Annotated in this window: 18 protein-coding genes; 11 read left to right on the top strand and 7 right to left on the bottom strand. The window is 70.2% G+C overall.

Translation table 11 applies throughout. The features are described from left to right. Window positions 1–20: 20 nt before the first annotated feature. Window positions 21–1,478, bottom strand: coding sequence for a phospholipase D-like domain-containing protein (locus tag Strain318_RS12935; protein ID WP_367886114.1), 1,458 nt, complete (start codon window positions 1,476–1,478; stop codon window positions 21–23). 111 nt (window positions 1,479–1,589) lie between these two features. Between Strain318_RS12935 and Strain318_RS12940 the strand changes: the two genes are divergently transcribed. The 4 genes from Strain318_RS12940 to Strain318_RS12955 are packed head-to-tail and all read left to right on the top strand — an operon-like array spanning window position 1,590 to window position 5,941. Next, window positions 1,590–2,099, top strand: a complete 510-nt coding sequence (locus tag Strain318_RS12940; protein WP_367886115.1) for a (2Fe-2S)-binding protein — start codon at window positions 1,590–1,592, stop codon at window positions 2,097–2,099. Next, window positions 2,096–4,300 carry a xanthine dehydrogenase family protein molybdopterin-binding subunit gene (locus Strain318_RS12945; protein ID WP_367886116.1) on the top strand — a complete coding sequence of 735 codons (2,205 nt, stop codon included), beginning with the start codon at window positions 2,096–2,098 and terminating at the stop codon, window positions 4,298–4,300. The genes Strain318_RS12940 and Strain318_RS12945 overlap by 4 nt, the downstream gene beginning before the upstream one ends. Before the next feature lies 1 nt (window position 4,301). Beyond that, window positions 4,302–5,348: an XdhC family protein gene (locus Strain318_RS12950; RefSeq protein WP_367886117.1), complete on the top strand. Its 1,047-nt coding sequence runs from the start codon at window positions 4,302–4,304 to the stop codon at window positions 5,346–5,348. Further along, the gene (locus tag Strain318_RS12955; protein WP_367886118.1) at window positions 5,345–5,941 is read left to right on the top strand and encodes a nucleotidyltransferase family protein; all 597 of its coding nucleotides are present in this window, start codon (window positions 5,345–5,347) and stop codon (window positions 5,939–5,941) included. The genes Strain318_RS12950 and Strain318_RS12955 overlap by 4 nt, the downstream gene beginning before the upstream one ends. Window positions 5,942–5,967: 26 nt before the next feature. On the opposite strand, the gene Strain318_RS12960 is transcribed toward Strain318_RS12955, so the two are convergent. Together Strain318_RS12960 and Strain318_RS12965 are read right to left on the bottom strand one after the other, a co-directional pair. Then, the gene (locus tag Strain318_RS12960; protein WP_367886119.1) at window positions 5,968–6,426 is read right to left on the bottom strand and encodes a thiol-disulfide oxidoreductase DCC family protein; all 459 of its coding nucleotides are present in this window, start codon (window positions 6,424–6,426) and stop codon (window positions 5,968–5,970) included. Beyond that, complete coding sequence (locus tag Strain318_RS12965) at window positions 6,423–7,133, bottom strand: esterase/lipase family protein (RefSeq protein ID WP_367886120.1); 711 nt, start codon at window positions 7,131–7,133, stop codon at window positions 6,423–6,425. Before Strain318_RS12965 ends, Strain318_RS12960 begins: the two co-directional genes overlap by 4 nt. Before the next feature lie 54 nt (window positions 7,134–7,187). Here Strain318_RS12965 and Strain318_RS12970 point away from each other — a divergent pair, with 54 nt between their 5' ends. After that, complete coding sequence (locus tag Strain318_RS12970) at window positions 7,188–8,015, top strand: alpha/beta hydrolase (protein WP_367886121.1); 828 nt, start codon at window positions 7,188–7,190, stop codon at window positions 8,013–8,015. A gap of 3 nt (window positions 8,016–8,018) precedes the next feature. Here Strain318_RS12970 and Strain318_RS12975 read toward each other — a convergent pair whose 3' ends face one another. Next, window positions 8,019–9,878: a M14 family metallopeptidase gene (locus tag Strain318_RS12975; protein WP_367886122.1), complete on the bottom strand. Its 1,860-nt coding sequence runs from the start codon at window positions 9,876–9,878 to the stop codon at window positions 8,019–8,021. A gap of 173 nt (window positions 9,879–10,051) precedes the next feature. Between Strain318_RS12975 and Strain318_RS12980 the strand changes: the two genes are divergently transcribed. After that, a complete protein-coding gene (locus Strain318_RS12980) occupies window positions 10,052–11,281 on the top strand; it encodes a magnesium transporter (protein WP_367886123.1) in 1,230 nt (409 codons plus the stop codon). 16 nt (window positions 11,282–11,297) lie between these two features. Here Strain318_RS12980 and Strain318_RS12985 read toward each other — a convergent pair whose 3' ends face one another. Beyond that, the gene (locus Strain318_RS12985) at window positions 11,298–12,446 is read right to left on the bottom strand and encodes a PQQ-dependent sugar dehydrogenase (protein ID WP_367886124.1); all 1,149 of its coding nucleotides are present in this window, start codon (window positions 12,444–12,446) and stop codon (window positions 11,298–11,300) included. A 77-nt stretch (window positions 12,447–12,523) separates the two neighbouring features. Here Strain318_RS12985 and Strain318_RS12990 point away from each other — a divergent pair, with 77 nt between their 5' ends. Next, window positions 12,524–14,401 carry an amidohydrolase family protein gene (locus Strain318_RS12990; protein ID WP_367886125.1) on the top strand — a complete coding sequence of 626 codons (1,878 nt, stop codon included), beginning with the start codon at window positions 12,524–12,526 and terminating at the stop codon, window positions 14,399–14,401. Window positions 14,402–14,424: 23 nt separating this feature from the next. Here Strain318_RS12990 and Strain318_RS12995 read toward each other — a convergent pair whose 3' ends face one another. Together Strain318_RS12995 and Strain318_RS13000 are read right to left on the bottom strand one after the other, a co-directional pair. Then, a complete protein-coding gene (locus Strain318_RS12995; RefSeq protein ID WP_367886126.1) occupies window positions 14,425–14,811 on the bottom strand; it encodes a RidA family protein in 387 nt (128 codons plus the stop codon). Between the two features lie 3 nt (window positions 14,812–14,814). Then, window positions 14,815–15,402: an HNH endonuclease gene (locus tag Strain318_RS13000; protein ID WP_367886127.1), complete on the bottom strand. Its 588-nt coding sequence runs from the start codon at window positions 15,400–15,402 to the stop codon at window positions 14,815–14,817. Between the two features lie 100 nt (window positions 15,403–15,502). Here Strain318_RS13000 and Strain318_RS13005 point away from each other — a divergent pair, with 100 nt between their 5' ends. From Strain318_RS13005 to Strain318_RS13020, 4 genes are read left to right on the top strand one after another with little or no spacing between them, the layout of a single operon-like run. After that, window positions 15,503–17,875 carry a bifunctional salicylyl-CoA 5-hydroxylase/oxidoreductase gene (locus tag Strain318_RS13005; RefSeq protein WP_367886128.1) on the top strand — a complete coding sequence of 791 codons (2,373 nt, stop codon included), beginning with the start codon at window positions 15,503–15,505 and terminating at the stop codon, window positions 17,873–17,875. Then, complete coding sequence (locus Strain318_RS13010) at window positions 17,872–18,636, top strand: SDR family NAD(P)-dependent oxidoreductase (RefSeq protein ID WP_367886129.1); 765 nt, start codon at window positions 17,872–17,874, stop codon at window positions 18,634–18,636. The genes Strain318_RS13005 and Strain318_RS13010 overlap by 4 nt, the downstream gene beginning before the upstream one ends. Then, on the top strand, window positions 18,633–19,142 hold the full coding sequence (locus Strain318_RS13015) for a MarR family winged helix-turn-helix transcriptional regulator (RefSeq protein ID WP_367886130.1): 510 nt from the start codon (window positions 18,633–18,635) through the stop codon (window positions 19,140–19,142). Before Strain318_RS13010 ends, Strain318_RS13015 begins: the two co-directional genes overlap by 4 nt. Beyond that, window positions 19,129–19,977 (top strand): enoyl-CoA hydratase family protein, encoded by an 849-nt coding sequence (locus Strain318_RS13020; protein WP_367886131.1) that lies wholly within the window; start codon window positions 19,129–19,131, stop codon window positions 19,975–19,977. The genes Strain318_RS13015 and Strain318_RS13020 overlap by 14 nt, the downstream gene beginning before the upstream one ends.

Below are 19,977 nucleotides of genomic sequence, written 5' to 3' on the forward strand. Positions count from 1 at the left end.
GGACGCGCGGTGCAGTCATGTCAGAGATAGGGCGAGAGCAGTCGGGCGAGCCCGTGACCGAGCTTCTTCCAGCCGGGGCGCGAGTCCACGTGCTGCAGCGTGAGTTCCGTCGCGCCGGCGATCTTCATACGTACTTCCTCGTCCAAGCGCTCGGCCAACTTGCGGTCGAAGCACTCGACGTCCAACTCGAAGTTCAGGCGCAGCGACCGCGGGTCCCAGTTGGACGAGCCGAAGAGCACCCAGGTGCGGTCGACCACCATGAGCTTGGTGTGATCGAAGGGCAGCGGCGTGAGATGCACGCGACATCCGGGCCGCAGTACCTGCCAAAGCTGCGCCGTCGCGGCCCACTGCACGAGGGGGATGTTCACCTTCGCCGGCAGCACGATATCGACGCGCACGCCGCGCAGCGCCGCGACGGTGAGCGCCGAGATCAGCCCTTGGTCCGGGAGGAAGTACGGCGTGACGATGCGCACGGACTCGCGGGCGCTCGCGAGGGCGCCGAGGAGGACGGTGCGCAGGATCTCGAGATCGCCGTCGGGTCCGTCGGTGAAGGCGCGGGCCGTGGTCTCGCCGGTGGGCGGCAACGTCGGATACCACTGCGGACCATCCAGCAACTCCCGCGTCATGAACGCCCAGTCCTCGGCGAAAACTTCCTGCAGCTGGCCGACAATCGGGCCCTCGAGCTGGAAGTGCATGTCGCGGACCATGCGCGGCGGATTGTCGCGATGGATGTTGCGGGCCTGGATGTTGATGCCCCCGCAGAAGGCCACGCGGCCGTCCACCGTGAGCACCTTGCGGTGCGTGCGGAGGTTGAAGAAGCCGAGTCCCGCGTCGCGCACGCGCGGCAGGAACAGCGCGGCGCGGACGCCAGCCTTGCGGAGGGCTTGGACCACCGGCGGCCACGTGTAGCGCGCGCCGACGCCGTCGATGAGCACCCGCACCTCGACGCCGCGGGCGGCGGCGCGCCCGAGGGCTTCGATGAACGGGCGCCCGGCCGCATCGTCGCCGAAGATGTAGCTCGACAGCGCGACGGACGACCGCGCGGCGTCGATGGCGGCGAGCATGGCCGGGTACGCTTCGTCGCCATTATGCAGTGGCGTGATGCGGTTGCCCGTGAGGAGCGGGCGGCCGCTCATGGTCTCGCCGAGTCGCGCCATCGGTTCGAAGGCCGTCGGCACGCTGGTCGCCGTCCCGACGCGGGCGATCGCCGTGCCGTGCGGCGTCGCCAAACTCATGCGGCGGCGGGCGCGCTGCAGCTCGGCGGCGCGACGGCGGATGCGGTTGAGGCCGAGCATCGCGTAGAGCACGGAGCCGATCACGGGCACCAGCCAGATCACGCCGGTCCACGAAATCGCGGCCCGCACGTCGCGCTTGTTCACGAGCACGTGGCCCGTGGCCGCGAGATTGAACGCGAGCACCACGGCGGCGGCCGCGTAGGCCCACCAGCCGGGGAGGTCCCGGAGTACGCTCCAGCTCATCGGCAACCCTTGGCCATACCCAAACGTACTCTAGTGCGAGACGCCCGACGATGCGTTGCGGGAGCGCGCCCGCCGAGCGAACTTGCACCCTTCTCCCTCTCTGGAGCGCCGATGCCGGTCACCCTCACCGTCAACGGGACCCGCCGTACGCTGGACGTCCCGGACGACATGCCCCTCCTGTGGGCCCTGCGCGAAGTCCTCGACCTCAAGGGCCCGAAGTTCGGCTGCGGCATCGGCCAGTGCGGCGCCTGCACCGTGCACGTGAACGGCAACGCGATCCGGTCCTGCAACCTCCCGGTGGCCGGCGTGGCGAACGCCAACGTCGTCACCATCGAGGGGCTTTCCGCGGACGGCACGCATCCGCTGCAGCAGGCCTGGCAGGAGCTGGACGTCGCGCAATGCGGCTACTGCCAGGCGGGCCAGATCATGACGGCCGCCGCGCTGCTGCGGCGCACGCCGCGGCCCTCGGACGCCGACATCGACCAAGCGATGACCGGCAACCTCTGCCGCTGCGCCACGTACCATCGCATCCGCGAGGGCATCCACCGCGCCTCGGCGATCGCCGCCAACAACGACGCCTCCGCGCGCGACACCGACGCCGCCACGCAGGAGGCCCTGTGACCTCGACACTCGATCGTCGCGACTTCCTGCGCGTCACCGGCATCGCCGGCGGCGGACTGCTCATCGGCACGACGCTGCAGTTCCGCGCCCGCGATGCGCAGGCCACGGAGTTGGCCGCGGACTACATGCCCAACGCGTTCATCAAGATCGGTGCCGACGGCAAGGTGACGATCATCGCGAAGAACCCCGAGATCGGCCAAGGCGTGAAGACCTCGATGCCGCAGCTGATCGCCGAAGAGCTCGACGTCGCCTGGGACGCGATTGCCATCGAACAGGCGGACTCGGATCCGGCCAAGTACGGCCCGCAGGTGGCGGGCGGCAGCACGGCGACGCCGACGAACTGGGAGCCACTGCGCCGGGCCGGCGCGGTCGGACGCGCGTTGATGATCGCCGCCGCGGCGCAGACCTGGAACGTGCCGGAGAGCGAGTGCCAGACCAACGGGGACGGACGCGTGCACCACCACGCGACGCGCCGCACGCTGGGCTACGGCGAACTCGCCGCGAAGGCCGCGACGCTGCCGGCGCCCGACCCCGCGACGGTGCGCATGAAGGCACCCAGCGAGTACCGCATCATCGGCAAGCCGCTGCCGGGCGTGGACAACCCGAAGATCGTGCGCGGTGCGCCGCTGTTCGGCATCGACGTGACGGTGCCCGGCATGCTGCATGCGCAGTACGTGAAGGCGCCGGTGTTCGGCGCGCGCGTGGCGAACGCGAACCTCGACGAGATCAAGCGCATGCGCGGCGTGCGCGATGCGTTCGTCATCGAAGGCGGCACGCAGCTGGCTGGCCTGCTGCCCGGCGTGGCGATCGTCGCCGACAGCTACTGGAACTCGCGCGTGGCGCGCAACGCGCTCAAGGTCACTTGGGCCGAGCATCCCACGGCGCAGCAGTCGAGCGCGGCGTTCCGCGCCAAGGCCACGGAGTTCCTCGCCGCCGAACCGCAGCGCACGCTGTTCGCGCAAGGCGATGCGCCGGCGACGCTCCAGGGCGCGAGCGTAGTCGAGGCGGAGTACGAGTACCCGTTCCTCGCGCACGCCTCGCTCGAGCCGATGAACTGCACGGCGCACTTCAAGGACGGCAAGCTCGAGGTCTGGGCGCCGACGCAGAATCCGCAGTCGGGTCGCGCACTCTGCGCCAACACGCTGGGCATCGAGCAGGCGAACATCGTGATCCACATCGTGCGGTCGGGCGGCGGCTTCGGCCGCCGGCTGAACAACGACTATATGGTCGAGGCCGCGGCGATTTCCAAGCAGGTCGGCGCGCCGATCAAGCTCGTCTGGACCCGCGAGGACGACATCCAGCACGACTTCTACCGTCCCGCCGGCTACCACAAGCTGCGTGGCGCCGTGGACGCGCAGGGCAAGCTCGTCGCCTGGGACAATCACTTCGTTTCATTTGGCGAGGGCAACGGCTTCGCGCCCGCCGCGGGCATTGGCGGCTCGGAGTTTCCGGCGGCATTCGTGCCGAACTTCCGGCTCGCGACGTCCACCATGCCACTCGGCGTGCCGACGGGCTTCCTCCGCGCGCCGACGAGCAACGCGATCGCCTTCGTGTACCAGAGCTTCATCGATGAGCTGGCGCACGCGGCCAAGAAGGACCCCGTGGCGTTCCGCCGCGAGATGCTCGCGCAGTTCGCGCCGCCGCCGCCACCGGCCAGCGGTCCGCGGCCGCAGTTCATGGATGCGGCGCGCATGCGCGGCGTGCTCGACCTCGTGGCCGAGATGTCGGGCTGGGGCACTAAGCAGCTGCCGCGCGGCACGGGTATGGGCGTCGCCTTCCACTTCAGCCACCGCGGCTACTTCGCCGAGGTCGTGCAGGCGACGGTCGCCCGCAACGGCACCGTCACGGTGGACAAGGTGTGGGTGGCCGGCGACGTCGGCAGCGTGATCATCAACCCAAGCGGCGCGCTCAACCAGGTGCGCGGCTCGGTGCTCGATGGCCTGAGCGAAGCGATGGCGCAGGAGATCACCATCGAGGGCGGCGCCGCCAAGCAGTCGAACTTCCACGATTTCCCGCTCCTCCGCATGCGCGGCGTGCCCCCGGTGGAGGTGCAGTTCAAGACCTCCGACGTGCCGCCGACCGGCATGGGCGAGCCGGCGCTGCCGCCGGTGATCCCGGCCCTGACCAACGCGATCTTCGCCGCGACGGGCAAGCGCATCCGCTCGCTGCCGTTGAACAAGCACAACCTGCGCTGGAGCTGAGATGAAGCAGTGGCTGGAGACGCGTCAGGTGCTCGCCCGCCTCGCTGAGTGGCAGGCGGCGGGCGTGCCCTGTGCGTTGGCCACCGTGATCCGCGTGCAGGGCTCGGCGTACCGGCATGAAGGTGCCAAGCTCGTCGTCGCGGCCAGCGGCGAGCACGTCGGCAACGTGAGCGGCGGTTGTCTCGAGGCCGACGTGCGCGAGGTCGCGCTGCGGGTGATCCGCAGCGGCATCGCCGAGCGTCGCGAGTACTGCGGCAGCATAGACGAGATCCAGGCTTGGGACCTCGGCGTGGGCTGCGAAGGCGTCGTCGAGCTGTTCATCGAGCCCGTGCACGATGCTCGTGAGGCGGAACGTGCGATGCTGGCCGCCGAGCGTGCCCATGTGGTGGAGACGGACCTGCTGAGCGGCGTGCGCCGAGTCTATCCGCTCGACGCCCGTGGCGAACAATCGTCCGGTAGCGACGCCTCGACGCTGCGGGGCGATCGGTTCTTCGATGTGCTCGAGCCGCCGCCGCGCCTGTTGGTTGTGAGTGCCGGCGATGATGCCGTGCATCTCGCGCGGCTGGCATCGTCGGTGGGTTTCCGCGTGGTCGTGGCGGATCGCCGGCCGGGATTGCTCACGCGCGAGCGCTTTCCACTGCCGATTCACCTGGTCGAAGCCGATGCTGCGCAGCTGGCGGAGCGCATCGTGCTCGATGCCGATGCCTTCGCCGTGGTGATGACCCACAACTTCGCCGACGACACGGACTACCTGCGGGCGCTGCTGCGGACGCCGGCACGCTACCTCGGCGTGCTCGGTCCGCGACAGCGCACGGCGCGGATCCTCGGCATCCTGCGCAACGAAGGACCGGTGGAGCATGAGCGTGTGTTCGGGCCGGTCGGGCTCGACATCGGCACCGATGGCGCGGAGCAGGTGGCGCTGAGCGTGGTCGCCGAGATGCTCGCGGTGCGCAGCGGGCGTCGGCCGCAATCGCTGCGCGAGCGTCAGGCGCCGATCCACGCCGCGGAGCCGACGCCGTCCGCGTCATCGTCCGCACCGCGCTCGTGAGCGACGCCGCGCGGCCGCTGCGTGTCGGCGCCGTGGTGCTCGCCGCCGGGGCGTCGACGCGCATGGGGCGCAACAAGCTGCTGTTGCCCGTCGAGGGCGAACCCATGGTGCACCGGACGGTGCGCCGCGTGCGCGATGCCGGCTGCGATCCGCTGGTCGTCGTGACGGGGCACGAAGCCGAACGCGTGCGCGAGGCGCTCGTCGCGTTCGACGTGCGGTTCGCCGCCTCGCCGGATCCTACCGGTCCGACCAGCGCCTCGCTGCACGCCGGACTGCGCGCACTGCCCGAGGATGTCGATGCGGCGCTCGTGATGCTCGCCGACATGGTCCACGTGACGACGCCGATGCTGCGCGCGCTCGTCGACGGCGTGGCAGCCGGTGCGGAGCCACTGGGCGTCTCGCGCTACGACGATGTGCTAGCGCCACCGTTGGTGTTCCGGCGCGCGCTGTGGCCGGAGCTGCTGGCGTGGCACGGCGAGGGTTGCGGCAAGGCGGTGGTCCGCGCGCACGCGGCCGAGGCGCGCATGCATGACTGGCCGGCGGAGGCGTTGCAGGACGTCGACACGCCGAGCGACTACGACGCCGTGCGCTGACGCGGACGGCGCCTGACCGGCAAGCGTCAGGGCAGCATGCGCGCGAGTTCGTGCGGCGCGGGGAGATGGCAGGCTGCCGCACCGCCCATGAGGCGCTTCCGCACACGCGCGATGGCGTTGTAGACCGGATCGCGCAGGAACCGCGGCACGGCGGACCCGAGCGTAGCGAGGAGGCTATAGCCGCCGCCGAGGTACCGCGCGGTCTGCAGTACGGCATCGGAGTACACGTACACGACTTCGCGGCCATCTCGGTCGCGGTCCACCCACAGCAGCGACTCCACTGTCTTCAGGTCCGAGTGCCGCTCGCGCACCGCACGGCCGGCCTCGCCCTCGCGAGCCGCGAAGCGCACGATGCCGCGACGGTCATGCTGCAGGATGAACTGCACCGACCGCGCACAGAAGCCGCAGTCACCGTCGTAGACGAGGATCGGTCCGTCGGCTGCCGTGACCGCGCCGTGCGCGGCGCGTGTCGTGGCGTCGCTCATCGCGCCGCAGCCGCCGCAGCGGGAGTGAAGCGCCCGCTGCGCAGGAACTCCACGGTGAGCCGATGCACTTCCGGCTCGCGCATGATGAACGTGTGGTTGCCCTTCACGACGATGTGCGCCGTCTCGCCGGCGACGTGCGTCTCCTCGAGCCGCACCGTGCTGTCGTCGCGGCCGGCGATGACGCCGATCTCGACGCCCGGTGGCGTCGGGATCTGGCGGACGGTGGCCGTGCTGTCGTTGCGAAGTTCGTCAATGGGCTCGAGCAGCCAGCCGGCGATGGGCGCGAAGCGATTCGCCATCATCGCGCCTTGGTTCGGCGGCGCGAGCATGACGAGGCGCCCCACGCCCGGCGGTGCATCCTCCTGGGCAATCACCCAACGGGCGATGATGTTGCCAAGCGAATGGCCGACGAAATGGATGCGCGTGTGCGTCGGCAGGCGCTTGGCCTCGATCTCCTGCCTGATCGTAGCGCCGAGTTCAGGGATGCTGCAGCAGTAGCTCGAGTAGCCGATGTTGAGCACGTCGAATCCCGCCTCGCGCAGCGCTAGCTCGACCGGCCGCATCGAGCGCGCCGTGCGACCCATGCCGTGCAGGACCACGACGAGTTCTCGCGCCGCCGCGGAGTCCGACGCGGCCGGGCCCTGGGCACGCCCGGTCGTCGGCAGGCAAGCCAGCAGCATCGGCAGCAGGAGGAGGCGCAGTCGCATCGTGCTCGCAAAGTGCGGGACGGGGGTCTAATGTTCCAGTCCATCTATCTACCCGTGACCACGATCCCTGATTCCCTGCAGGCCGGCGACGGCACGCGCCTCGCACTGCACCGCTGGCCCGGCGACGGGCCGCGTGGCACCGTCCTGGTCGTCCACGGCCTTGGCGAGCACGGCGGCCGCTACGCGCATGTCGCCGCGTGGTTCGCGGCACGCGGGCTGCGCTGCGTGGGTTACGACCATCGCGGGCACGGACGCTCCGAGGGCGCGCGCGGCATCATCCCGACAGCCGGGGCGCTGCGCGATGACCTCGGCACCGTGGTGGACGCCCTCCGGCCGTCGAGCGGGACCTTTCTCCTGCTCGGCCATTCGATGGGCGGCGCGGTCGTCGCCGACTTCGTCGCACGCCGCGTGCGCGCGGCGGACCTGGTGATCCTCACGAGTCCGGCGCTCAAGGCGCCGCTGTCGGTGTTCCAACGGCTCCAGCTGGCCATCGGGCGTCGCTTCGCGCCGGACCTCGCGCAGGGCAACGGGCTCGACGCCACGGGCATCGCGCACGATCCAGCCACGGTGCAGGCGTATCTCGATGATCCGCTCGTGCACGACCGCATCTCGGCGCGACTGGCGCAGGCCATCCTCGACTCCGGTGAGGCCGCATTGGCGGCGGCGCCTAAATGGGACACGGCGACGCTGCTGCTCTACGCCGGTGCGGACCGCCTCGTGGACCCGCGGGGCAGCGATGCGTTTGCGGCCAGCGCCCCCCGCGAGGTCGTGGAGTCGCAGCGCTTCGATGCGCTCTTCCACGAAATCCTCAACGAAGGGGAGCTGGCCGCTCCCGTGTTCGCGCGCATCGAGCGGTGGCTCGATGCGCGCCTGCCCCGCTGACGCTTACGGCCTGATCACCACCGGCGCGTCGGCGATGCCGCCGCGCGTGCTCGTCACCCGGGCGTTCGCCTCAACCGTCTGCCCGGCCGGTGCGATCACGCGCACCGTCACCGTCTTGGTCTCGAAGCCGCCCACCCAGAACTCCTGGATGCGCGGGCCCACGGTGCGCAGTCCGCCGCCCTCGATGGTGAGCGCGTCCGGCCGCACGATGTGCACGCGCTTGGCCTGCTCGAGTGCCGTCGGGATGCGCCCGCTGTTGCGGACGCGCACGAGGACCTCGTGCGTGGCCGAGTCGCGCTGGGCGCCGCGGAGACGCCGCACCTCGACGTTCGGGATGTCGAGCTTCGGCAGATCCATCGCCATGTTCAGGTTGAACATCGCCTGGTTCTTGGCCCAGCGCTCGAGATCCTCGGCTGGCGGGTTCTGCGACCAGAACTTGGGATCCGCGCCACCGACCTCGACCTCGCCGAGATCGGGATGCATGACCTTCGTCCACATCTGGTACCCGCGGCCCCCGAAGCGCTCGTCGTTGTAGCGCAGCACTTCGTACTGGTCGATCCGGCCGTCCTTGTTGTAGTCGATCTCGCGACCGCCGTTCCAGAGCTCGTCGCCGTACCAGACCTGGCCCATCTGGAAGTAGCCGAAATCCGGCCCGTGGCCGAACAGCGGAGTCGGACGCTCCTGGCCGGCGGGCTGCCCGCGCGTGCCGTAGGTCCAGTACACGTCGCCGGCGAGCCCGTAGTTGGTCAGCGAGTTGCCGACGGAATCGTAGTGCTGCAGCAGCTTGAGGTCGGACGGGAACACGCACTCACGCTCGAGGCAGGTGCTGGGCCCGCGCAGGTGCATCGGCACCGACGTGTCCATCGAGTTGGTGACGCTGATGTTCGGGTGGCGCACCTGCCAGAGGAACACGGCACGCGTCTCGGGTTCGGAGAGCGGATACTCGCCCGCGCCGAACTGCGTCTGGCCGCGGCCGGTCGCCTCTTCCATCGGACGCCAGTTGTACGGGTAGTTGCGGTGCAGGTCGAGGCCGCCGACGCCGTCTTCGTTGTAGCGGCCGTCCTTGTCGTTATCGATGCCTTCCGGATACACCATGTAGTCGCCGCGGCCCTGTCCGACCTGCCGCATCAGGCGACCCTTCGCGTCCATTGTGTCGATGACGTGCGTGCCGTTGCCCGCGCCGACGAACTTGCGCATCTGCCGGATGTGGCCGTCGCCGTCGAGGTCCTCGCCGGAGTCTTCGTCGAGAAGTCCGTCGCCGTCGTTGTCCACCGGGCGCACCGAGCTGCGGTTCGCCATCGGCGTGAGCTTGTACATGTCCGCGCCGTCGGGATTGTTGTTCAGGCGCAGATAGAGCACCGACTGGTCGAGCAGCCGCGTGATCGCCGGGTCCTTGCCGTAGTTCTCGATCACGTGCCAGGCCAGCCAGAGGACGCTCTCACTCGAGGTGATCTCGCCCGAGTGGCGACCGCCCTCGAAGAAGGCCGCCGGCTTGTCGGTGTGCTTCCCGGTGGACTTGTTCGTGACGATCAGCTGCCAGATGGGCTGGCCACCGAAGGAGGTGCCCACCTGCACGAGCTCGACGATCTCGGGCCGCTCGCGGGCCCAGCGCTGCATCCAGTAGTTGAGTTCGGCCGTGGTGTGGTAGTGCGCGAAGTCCATCACGCCCCATTGCCGCGGCTGCATCTCGCGGTAGTTCGCGAGCGGGAACATCGACTGGCCGTCGCGCAGGCCGGGGATGGTGAGCACGCGGCGCGCGGTATCGCGCGGCGCCTGGGCGGCACCGCGGCCGCCGCCACCGCCGCCCATCTGGGCGGCCAACGGCGCGGCAGTCAGCAGCAGGGCGAGGATCGGAGCACGCATCGAGAATCCCAGTAGAGGTGAAGAGCGAACCTATGGCTACGCCTCCCGCAGCCGCAGCGTTCAATCCCCCTGAACTTGGCCCCGATCGGCGTGCGCGCCAACTGGTGCATCGCGGGTGCCCGGCACATCTTCTTGCGCATCCACCACCCTACCGCCCGCGCAGGAGTCCCACCGTGGCCGAAGGTCGCAAGTCCCGCAAGAAGCCGCTGACGTCCGAACAGCTCAAGCGCTCGATCGAGTCCCTCGGCCCCGCCGAGGCCGCCGACGCCCTCGAAGCCCTCGATCCGAACGTCGCCGCCGAGGTGCTCCAGCAGATCAATCCGTCGGTGGCGGGCGACATCATCCCCGAGCTCGAGAACGACAAGCGCGATTCCCTGTTCGCCGCCGCGCCTGAGGGCGTGACGCGGCAATGGTCGCTGAATCTCTCGTTCCCCGAGGGCAGCGTCGGCCGCTTGATGGAAGTGCCGCCGCTCACGTTCCACCCGAACGAGACGGTGGGCGAGGCTTCAGACCGCGTGCGCGGCGTGCCGCGCGCGACGTTCTTCACGTATGCGTTCATCCTCGACGCCGAGCGACGCTTGGTCGGCGTCTGCACGATGCGCGACCTGCTCGCCGCGGACGACGCGGCGCGGCTCGAGGACGTGATGCTCCGGGACGTCTTTGCGCTGCGGCCCGAGCAGCAGCTCGATGACGCGATGCGCATCGTCGTGCACCGGCACTATCCGGTGTATCCCGTCGTCGACGACGTCGGCCGCTTCCTCGGGCAGGTGCGCGGCAGCGCGATGTTCCAGGAGCAGGCCGTGGAGATCTCGGCGCAGCCCGGCCAGATGGTCGGCGTCAACGACGAGGAGCGCCTGCTTACGCCGTGGCCGCGCTCGCTCAAGTTCCGGCACCCATGGCTGCAGCTGAACCTGCTCACCGCATTCCTCGCGGCCGGCGTGGTCGGCTTCTTCCAGGAAACCTTGGACCAGATGGTCATCCTCGCGCTGTTCCTGCCGGTGCTCGCGGGCCAGAGCGGCAACACGGGCTGTCAGGCGCTCGCGGTGACCTTGCGTGGCATGACGCTCGGGGAGCTCGACAAGGGCGCCGGCAAGGCGCTGGTCGCGAAGGAAGCGCTGCTCGGCATCCTGAACGGATTCCTCGTCGGCCTCGTCGCCGGCGCGGGCATGTTCTTCGTCGCGCGGGCGCAGGGGAATCCGAACGCCTTGGCCTTGAGCGGCATCGTCGTGCTCGCGATGATGGGCTCCTGCGTCATCAGCGGCATCAGCGGTGCGCTCATTCCGCTCACGCTGCAGCGCGTCGGCGCCGATCCGGCGACGGCCTCGAGCATCTTCCTGACGACCGCCACCGACGTCGCGTCGATGGGCATGCTGCTCGGGCTCGCGACGATGCTCCTGATGTAGTCCCCGCCGGCGGCGCTTACGGCGCCGCCGGCACCACGCGCAGGACGCGACCGTTCGGATTGTCCGTCACGACGTAGAGGTAGCCGTCGGGGCCCTGCGTGACGTCGCGGATGCGCTCGCCGATCTCGCGCAGGTAGCGCTCCTCGGACGTCACGCGGCCGTCGCGTAGCGTCAGGCGCACGAGGCCACCGGGATTCAGCGAGCCGATCAGGAGACTGCCCTGCCAGCCTGCATAGCGCGTGCCCGTGTAGAACGTCATGCCGCTGGGCGCGATGACGGGATCCCAGAAGTACACCGGCTGCTCCATGCCCTCGCGCGCCGTGCCCTCACCGATCGGGAGGCCCGAGTAGTCGCGCCCGTACGTGATGACCGGCCAGCCGTAGTTGCGACCCGGTTCCGGATGGTTCAGCTCGTCGCCGCCACGGGCGCCATGCTCGACTGTCCACAATGCGCCCGACTCCGGGTGCAGCGTCGCGCCCTGCAGGTTGCGATGCCCGTAGGACCAGATCTCCGGCTGGGCATTCGACTGCCCGACAAACGGATTGTCCGCGGGAATCGAGCCGTCCGCGTTGAGGCGCACAATCTTGCCCATGCCCTGCGTGAGGTCCTGCGCTCGCTCACGATACGACTGCCGATCGCCCTGTGTAATGAAGAGCGTGCCGTCTCGCGTGAAGACCAAGCGAGACCCGAAGTGTCCGTTGCCTTCGAGCTTGGGCCGCTGCCGGTAGATCACCTGTACATCGACGAGCCCGGTCTCGGTCAGGCGCCCACGCGCCGCGGCGGTGCCGACACCGCCCTCGCCTGGCTCGGAATAGCTGAGGTAGACGAGCCGCGTGGTCGCGAAGTCCGGATCGAGCGCGACGTCGAGCAGTCCGCCCTGCCCCTGCGCGTGGACCGTCGGCACACCGCTCAACGGCGCCGACAGGCTGCCGTCGGCGCTCACGATGCGCAGGCGACCGGGCCGCTCCGTGACCAGGATGCGACCGTCAGGCATGAACTCGATGGCCCAGGGTTGCACGAGGCCGGTGGCGACCGGTTCCACGGTGACGACGCCGGCAATCGGATCCGGCGTCGGCGACTTGATGGCCAGCGATGCGGCGTCGAGGGGACGACGGCAGCCCGTCGCGACGAGGACGGCGGTTCCAGCGAGGAGAAGTCTGCGCATATTCCCTAGCGTATCGCTCCCGACGCGGCCGCGCCACTACGCGGTCGTCCCGCCCGGTTCCCTCTGGCCCCGCCGCCATGTCGCTCCTGCTCGCGCTCGCAATCGCCGCCGATACGCTCACGTATCCCGTCATGAACCACGGCCGACCGGCCGGCGAGATGCGGGTCGTGCGGGACGCCGACTCGCTCGTGGTCTCGTACTCGCACATCGACCGCAACCGCGGCCGCTGGGTGCAGAACCGCTACATGCTCGGCGCCGACGGCAGCGTGGTGGCCGCCGAGTCGCGGCCGATGACGCGCGATGGCACCGTGAGCGCCGCCAGCGAGACGTACCGCGTGATCGGCGACTCGGTGCGCATCTCGCGCGGCAGCACCACGCAGACGCTGCCGCGCGCGGGTGGCGTGCTCACGCTGGGCAATGCGACACCGCTCGACCTTGCCTTCCTCGCGCAGCAGCTGCTGCGCCTGCCGGATGGTGCCGGCCGGCTGCTGCCGGGCACCGCGCGCACGCAGCTCGTGATCGCGGCGGACACAGTGGTCACCACCGCACGCGGCGGCGCGCGCGTGCGGTTCGCCATGTTCCACGGCCCCAACGCGAGCCCGCGCGGCGTGTGGATCGACGGCAGCGGCGCCTTCGTGGCCGGCACGGCGGACTGGTTCATCCCCGTACACCCCGACTTTATCGGCGCGATGCCGACGCTGCGAGCCATCGAGCTCGACTACCGCGCGCGCATCGCGGCGCGCATCGCCGCGCGCCTCACGCCGACGCACAGCGGCGATGTCGTGATCGAGAACGCCGATGTGTTCGATGCCGCCTCCGGCGCCATCCTGCCGCAGTACAGCATCGCGATCTCGGGCGGCCGCATCACGGCCGTGGCGCCGACCCGCGGCTTCCGCGCGCCGCGTGGCGCACGGCGCATCGACGCGCGCGGCAAGACCGTGATCCCCGGCATGTGGGACATGCATTCGCACGTGTTCGCCTCGTCGCCGGCCGGCCAGTCGCTGCGCGACCTGGCCATGGGCGTCACCGGCGTGCGCGACCTCGCTTCCGACACCGACGCCGCGACGTCACTCCGCGACCGCTCCAACGCCCTGGAGATCGTCGCACCGCACCTCGTACTCGGCGGCATCATGGAAGGCCCGCAGCGCTGGTATGGCCCCACGGACGTCATCGTCAGCACCGAAGACGAAGCCCGCGCGGCCGTCGCGCGCTACGCCGAGCTCGGCTACCGCCAGGTCAAGCTCTACAACCTCGTGCATCCGGACCTCGTCCCGACGATTGTCGCCGAGGCCCGCAAGCACGGCCTGCGCGTGAGCGGGCACGTCCCGCGCGGGCTCACGGTGAACGCGGCGATCCGGCTGGGCTTCGAGGAGATCAACCACGCGGCCTTCCTGTTCTCCACGCATCACCAGGATTCGCTCTACGTGCCGGAGATGCGCGCGTACTCACTGGTCGCGTCGATCGTCGCGCCGCGCACGGACGTTGATGGCGCCGCCATGACCGCGCTGCTCGCCGACCTCAAGGCGCACAACACGGTGGTCGACGGCACGTTCAACCTCTGGATGCGCGCCGAGAACGGCGCCGATTCGCTCGAGGCCAAGGCGAACAACGCCGCCTACCGCCGGCTGATCAAGCGGCTCCACGAACACGGCATCACGATGGTCGCCGGTACGGACGGCTCGAACTACATCGCCGAGCTCGAGCAGTACGAGCGCGCGGGCGTGCCGGCGCCGGCCGTGTTGCAGATGGCGACGCTGACGTCCGCCCGCGTGATGGGCCTCGACTCGACCATGGGCAGCATCGCGGTCGGCAAGGTGGCCGACTTGGTGATCGTGAACGGCAAGCCGCACGAGCGGATCGCCGACCTGCGAAACGTGCAGCTCGTGTTCCGCGCCGGCCGCGGCTACGAGCCGGCGAAGCTCACGGAGCAGATGGCGGCGGTGGTGATTCCCTGACTCCGCGCTGAGTCCGCGCGGACTCAGCCCTTCACGGCCGCGATCGCGTCGATCTCGATCAAGAGGCCGTGGTTCAGAGCCGGGACGGGCACCACCGCCCGTGCCGGCACGTCGGCGCCGACCACACGCGCGTACACCGCGTTGACGCGCGGCCAGAACGCGATGTCGGTGACGTAGACGTTCACCTTGAGCAGGTGGGCGAAATCGCTGCCCGCGGCGTGCAGGATGGCCTCGACGTTGCGCAGCGTGCGCTCGGTCTGCTCCTCGATACTGCCGTGCAGCTTCTCGCCCGTCGCCGGGTCGATGCTCAATTGGCCGGCGACGTAGACCGTGCCGCCGTGGACGGTGGCTTGGGCGTAGTGGCCCGCCGGCGTGGGCGCGTGCGGTGTGGAGATGCGGGTGATCGGCATGGTTCAGTCGAGATACGGATCGGCGTCGTCGCGATCCTGCGGGTACAGCTCCCTCCAGCTGCGACGCCGTCCCTGCGGCTTGGCCTTGCGCGCGTGGGCAGGCCCCGTCGGCAGCGGCGGGCGCTGGTCGGGCGGCAGCAGGTCTTTCACCATCTCGACGAGCTGATGGCTGAGGTGCTGCCCGTACTTGTACAGCGCGACGACACGGGCGCGGTTGCCGAGGAGGAACGAGAGGATCGGCTTGTCGGCCTTCGCGCTGTTGCAGGTCTTGCAGCTGAGCACGAGGTTGTCGCGCCGGTCGTAGGCCGTGAGTCCCTTGCGGGGCGTCACGTGATCGAGCGTGATCGTGCGCTCGGGCACGATGCGCTCGCAGTAGGCGCAGACGGGGCCGTGCTGCTTGAGCAGCCATTTGCGGGTGTCGACGTACGCGGCGCGCCCCGTCGGCACGGATGTCAGGGTCGGTTGCTTCGGGGCGCTGGCCTTCGGGCCGCCCTTGCCGCCCCGGCGGCGGCCCCCGCGCCGCGTCCCGGCGGCCTTCTTCTTGGTCGAGCCGGTCATCGGGTCGACGGAGTCATCGTGTGATGCATCCATATAAGGTAGTGGCCGCGCCTAGCGTCCGGACGCCGGGATTTACTTGACATTTAAAACAATTGGCCGCACACTCTCCCCGTCCCCAATCCGGAGCAGGCGCGTGCGCGTGGTGGTCGTCGGTGGCGGTCCCGGTGGGCTCTATGCGGCGCTGCTGCTCAAGCGCCGGCACCCGGAGGCGTCCGTCACGGTCCATGAGCGCAACCGCCCGGGCGACACCTTCGGCTGGGGCGTCGTGCTCTCCGACCAGACGGTCGACAACCTCCGCGCCGCCGACCCCGAGAGCGGCCGCCGCATCGCCGACGCCCTGCACCGCTGGGACGACATCGCCATCCATTTCGGCGGGCGCACGATCCGGTCCGGCGGACACGGCTTCTCCGGCATCGGCCGCAAGGAACTGCTCGCGATCCTCCACACGCGCTGCCGCGAACTCGGCGTGACGCTCGCGTTCGAGCACGAGCTGCCCGCCGACCTCGACGCGCTCGTCGCCGCCGAGCATCCCGATCTCATCATCGCCGCCGACGGCATCAACAGCCGCATCCGCGAGCGCTACGCCGCGAGCTTCCAGCCCGACACCGACCTGCGCCACTGCCGCTACGTCTGGCTCGGCACGCCGCGCCAGTTCGACGCCTTCACCTTCGCCTTCGTCGAGACACCGCAGGGCTGGTTCCAGGCACACGCGTACCAGTTCGACGAGGGCATGAGCACGTTCATCGTCGAGACGCCGCAGGAGAACTGGGACCGTGCCGGACTGGGCGCGATGTCCGGCGAGGAGTCCATCGCCTTCTGCGAACGCCTCTTCGCCGACCAGCTCCAGGGCGCACCGCTGCTCAGCAACGCCGCCCATCTCCGCGGCTCCGCGCAGTGGATCCGCTTCCCGCGCATCACCTGCGGCTCCTGGCTGCATTGGATCGCCGACGGCGCACGCCGCGTGCCCGTCGTGCTGCTCGGCGATGCCGCGCACACCGCACACTTCTCGATCGGCTCGGGCAGCAAGCTGGCGCTCGAGGATGCCATCGCCCTCGACGCGATCCTCGCCGCCGAGCCGGACCGCGAGCAGGCTTTCGCGCGCTACCAGGCCGAGCGCTCGGTCGAGGTGCTCAAGCTGCAGAACGCCGCGCGAAACTCCACCGAGTGGTTCGAGTCCGTGGAGCGCTACGCGCGGCTCGCGCCCGAACAGTTCGCGTACTCGCTGCTGACGCGGTCGCAGCGCATCTCGCACGAGAACCTCCGCGTGCGCGACGCCGCGTACGTGGCGAGCTTCGAGCGCTGGTTCGCCGAGCGCGTCGGCATGGCATTGAAGGCCGACAGCCCCGCTCCGCCACCGCTGCTCACGCCGTACACGGTGCGCGGCGTCACGCTGCGGAACCGCGTCGTGGTCTCGCCGATGGCGCAGTACAGCGCCAACACGGACGGCAGCGTCGGCGACTGGCACCTCGTGCACCTCGGCGCCCGCGCCACGGGCGGCGCGGGACTCGTGATGGCCGAGATGACCTGCGTCGCGCCGGACGCGCGAATCACGCCGTGGTGCCCGGGGCTCTGGAACGCCGCGCAGCGCGACGGCTGGGCGCGCATCGTGCGCTTCGTCCACGAAAACTCGGGCGCGAAGATCGGCCTGCAGCTCGGCCACGCGGGCGCGAAGGGCTCCACGAAGAAGATGTGGGAGGGCATCGACCAGCCGTTGCCCGATGGCAACTGGCCGCTCATCGCGCCCAGCGAGACCGAGTACCTGAAGGGCATCTCGCAGCGGGCGCGCGAGATGACCCGCGCCGACATGGACCGCGTGCGCGACGAGTTCGTGCAGTCGACGCGCTTCGCGGCGGACGCCGGCTTCGACTGGCTCGAACTGCACTGCGCGCACGGCTACCTACTCTCGGCGTTCCTCTCGCCGCTGACCAACCGCCGCAGCGACGCGTATGGCGGGTCACTGGAGAACCGCGCGCGCTTTCCGCTCGAGGTATTCCGCGCGATGCGTGCCACGTGGCCGGCGGACCGTCCGATGTCGGTGCGCATCTCGGCCCACGACTGGATGCCCGGCGGCAACACCGGCGACGATGCCGTGACGATTGCCGCGCTGTTCAAGGACGCGGGCGCCGACGTGATCGACGTCAGCGCAGGCCAAGTGGTGAAGGAGGAGCGACCCGTCTTCGGCCGCATGTGGCAGACGCCCTTCGCCGACCGCGTGCGCCAGGAAGCCGGCATCGCGACCATCGCCGTCGGCGCCATCACCGATGCGGACCAGGCGAACGGCATCATCGCGTCGGGCCGGGCGGATCTCGTGGCCGTCGGCCGGCCCCACCTCGTGAATCCGGGGTGGACGCTGACGGAGTCGGCGAAGTTCGGCTACCCGGGCGCCGGACCGTTCTGGCCGCCGCAGTACCGCGCCGCCAAGCAGCAACTCGATCGCCTGATGGAACGCGAGCGCGCGGCCGCCGGGGCCGCTGCCGCCGCCCCACCCAAGGGAGAACTCACGTGAGCAGTCTTGCCGGCAAGCACGCGCTCGTCACGGGCGCCAACCGCGGCATCGGCGCGGCCATCGTGCGCACGCTCGCCGCGCAGGGCGCGCAGGTCACGCTCATGGTGCGCGACCGCGCCGCCGCCGAGCGCGTCGCGGCGGAGGTCGCCACGCAAACGCACATCGTCACCGCAGACGTCAGCGATCGCGCCGCCGTGCGCGCCGGCTGCGAAAGCGCCGCCGCGGCACTCGGCCCTGTCGACATCCTCGTCAACAACGCCGGCACGGTCGAGACGATCCCGTTCCTCAAGACGCCGCCTGAGGTGTTCACGCAGATGTACGCCGTGCACGTGATGGGCGCGGTGCACACGGCGCAGGCGGTGCTCCCGGCGATGCTCGAGCGCGGACACGGGACGATCGTGAACGTCGCGTCGATTGCCGGCCTGCACGGCGCGCCCTACGTGGCGCACTATGTGGCCGCCAAGCATGCGCTGGTCGGACTCACGCGCGCTCTGGCTGCCGAGTACCGCGGCAAGGGCATCACGGTGAACGCCGTCTGCCCCGGTTATGTGGCGACCGACCTCGTGAGCGGCTCGCTCGCGAAGATCTCGGCTAAGACGGGCCTCAGCGAGGCCGAGGCGCTGGCCGCGATCCTCAAGGACGCCGGGCAGCCGCGCATCGTCGAAGCACAGGAAGTGGCGGACGCGGTCTTGCACTTCTGTGTGGGCGCCGGCGCAGCCGCAAGCGGCGAGACCTTCGTGCTCATGGGGCTCGACCGGTGACGGGCGCAGCGCTGCGCCACGCGGACGCCGAGTCGGCGCTCGGGCCCGACGAGCACGAGGCGTTGCGCCTGTGGCTGCGCCTGTTCACCACAACGACGCTCGTCGAGCGCGTGGTCGACAGCGCCCTCAAGCGCGAGTTCGGGTCGTCGCTGCCACGCTTCGACCTGCTCGCGCAGCTGCACCGCGCGCCCGACGGCCTGCGCATGGGCGAGCTCTCCGAGCGCATCCTCGTCACGAACGGCAATGTCACCTGGCTGGTCGCCGCTCTGGAACGCGAGGGCTTCGTGAAGCGCCGTCCGGATGCGGCCGACCGGCGCGCGACGGTCGTGCGCCTCACGGCAACCGGTCGCCGGCACTTCGAGACGATGGCGCGGGCACACGAAGCGTTGATCGCCGACCTGTTCACCGAGCTCTCCCCGACCGAGCGCCGCGCGCTGCACGGCGCGCTGGGCAGCCTCAAGGCCCGCTTCCGCACTTCCCCAAGGACGTCCGATGACCGCTCCTGACCCGATGACGGCGATGCGCCGTCCCTTCGCCGCGCGGCGCTTCACGCACTTCGGCTGGTCCGTGAGCGCCGATGGACGCGTGGCCACCATCACGCTGAATCGGCCGGAGCGGAAGAACCCGCTCACGTTCGATTCCTACGCCGAACTGCGCGATCTCTTCCGCGAGCTGCCCTTCGCGAGCGATGTGCGTGCCGTGGTGCTGACCGGCGCCGGCGGCAACTTCTGCTCCGGCGGCGACGTGTTCGAGATCATCGAGCCGCTGACGCGCATGGCGGAGCCGGAACTCCTGGCCTTCACGCGCATGACTGGCGATCTCGTGCTCGCGATGCTTCGCGCGCCGCAACCGATCATCGCCGCCGTGGACGGCGTGGCCGCCGGGGCCGGTGCCATCCTCGCGATGGCGAGCGACCTGCGGCTCGCGACGCCACGCGCGAGGACGGCGTTTCTGTTCACGCGTGTCGGGCTTGCGGGCTGCGACATGGGCGCCTGCGCGATGCTCCCGCGCATCATCGGGCAGGGTCGCGCGGCGGAGCTGCTCTACACCGGTCGCTCGATGGACGCCGCCGAAGCCGAGCGCTGGGGGTTCTACAATGCCATCGTCGAACCGGACGCGTTGCTGGCGGATGCGCAGGCGCGCGCCGCGGCGCTGGCCAACGGTCCGGCGTTCGCGCATGCGATGACCAAGAAGATGCTGCTGCAGGAGTGGAGCGTCTCGCTGGAGCAGGCGCTCGAGATGGAAGCGCAGGCGCAGGCCATCTGCATGGGTACGCAGGACTTCCGCCGCGCCTTCGAGGCCTTCGCCGCCAAACGCACGCCCGTCTTCGAGGGCAACTGA

Origin of the sequence: Pseudogemmatithrix spongiicola (genome assembly GCF_030623445.1) — a bacterium.
In the GTDB taxonomy this organism is placed as follows: domain Bacteria; phylum Gemmatimonadota; class Gemmatimonadetes; order Gemmatimonadales; family Gemmatimonadaceae; genus Pseudogemmatithrix; species Pseudogemmatithrix spongiicola.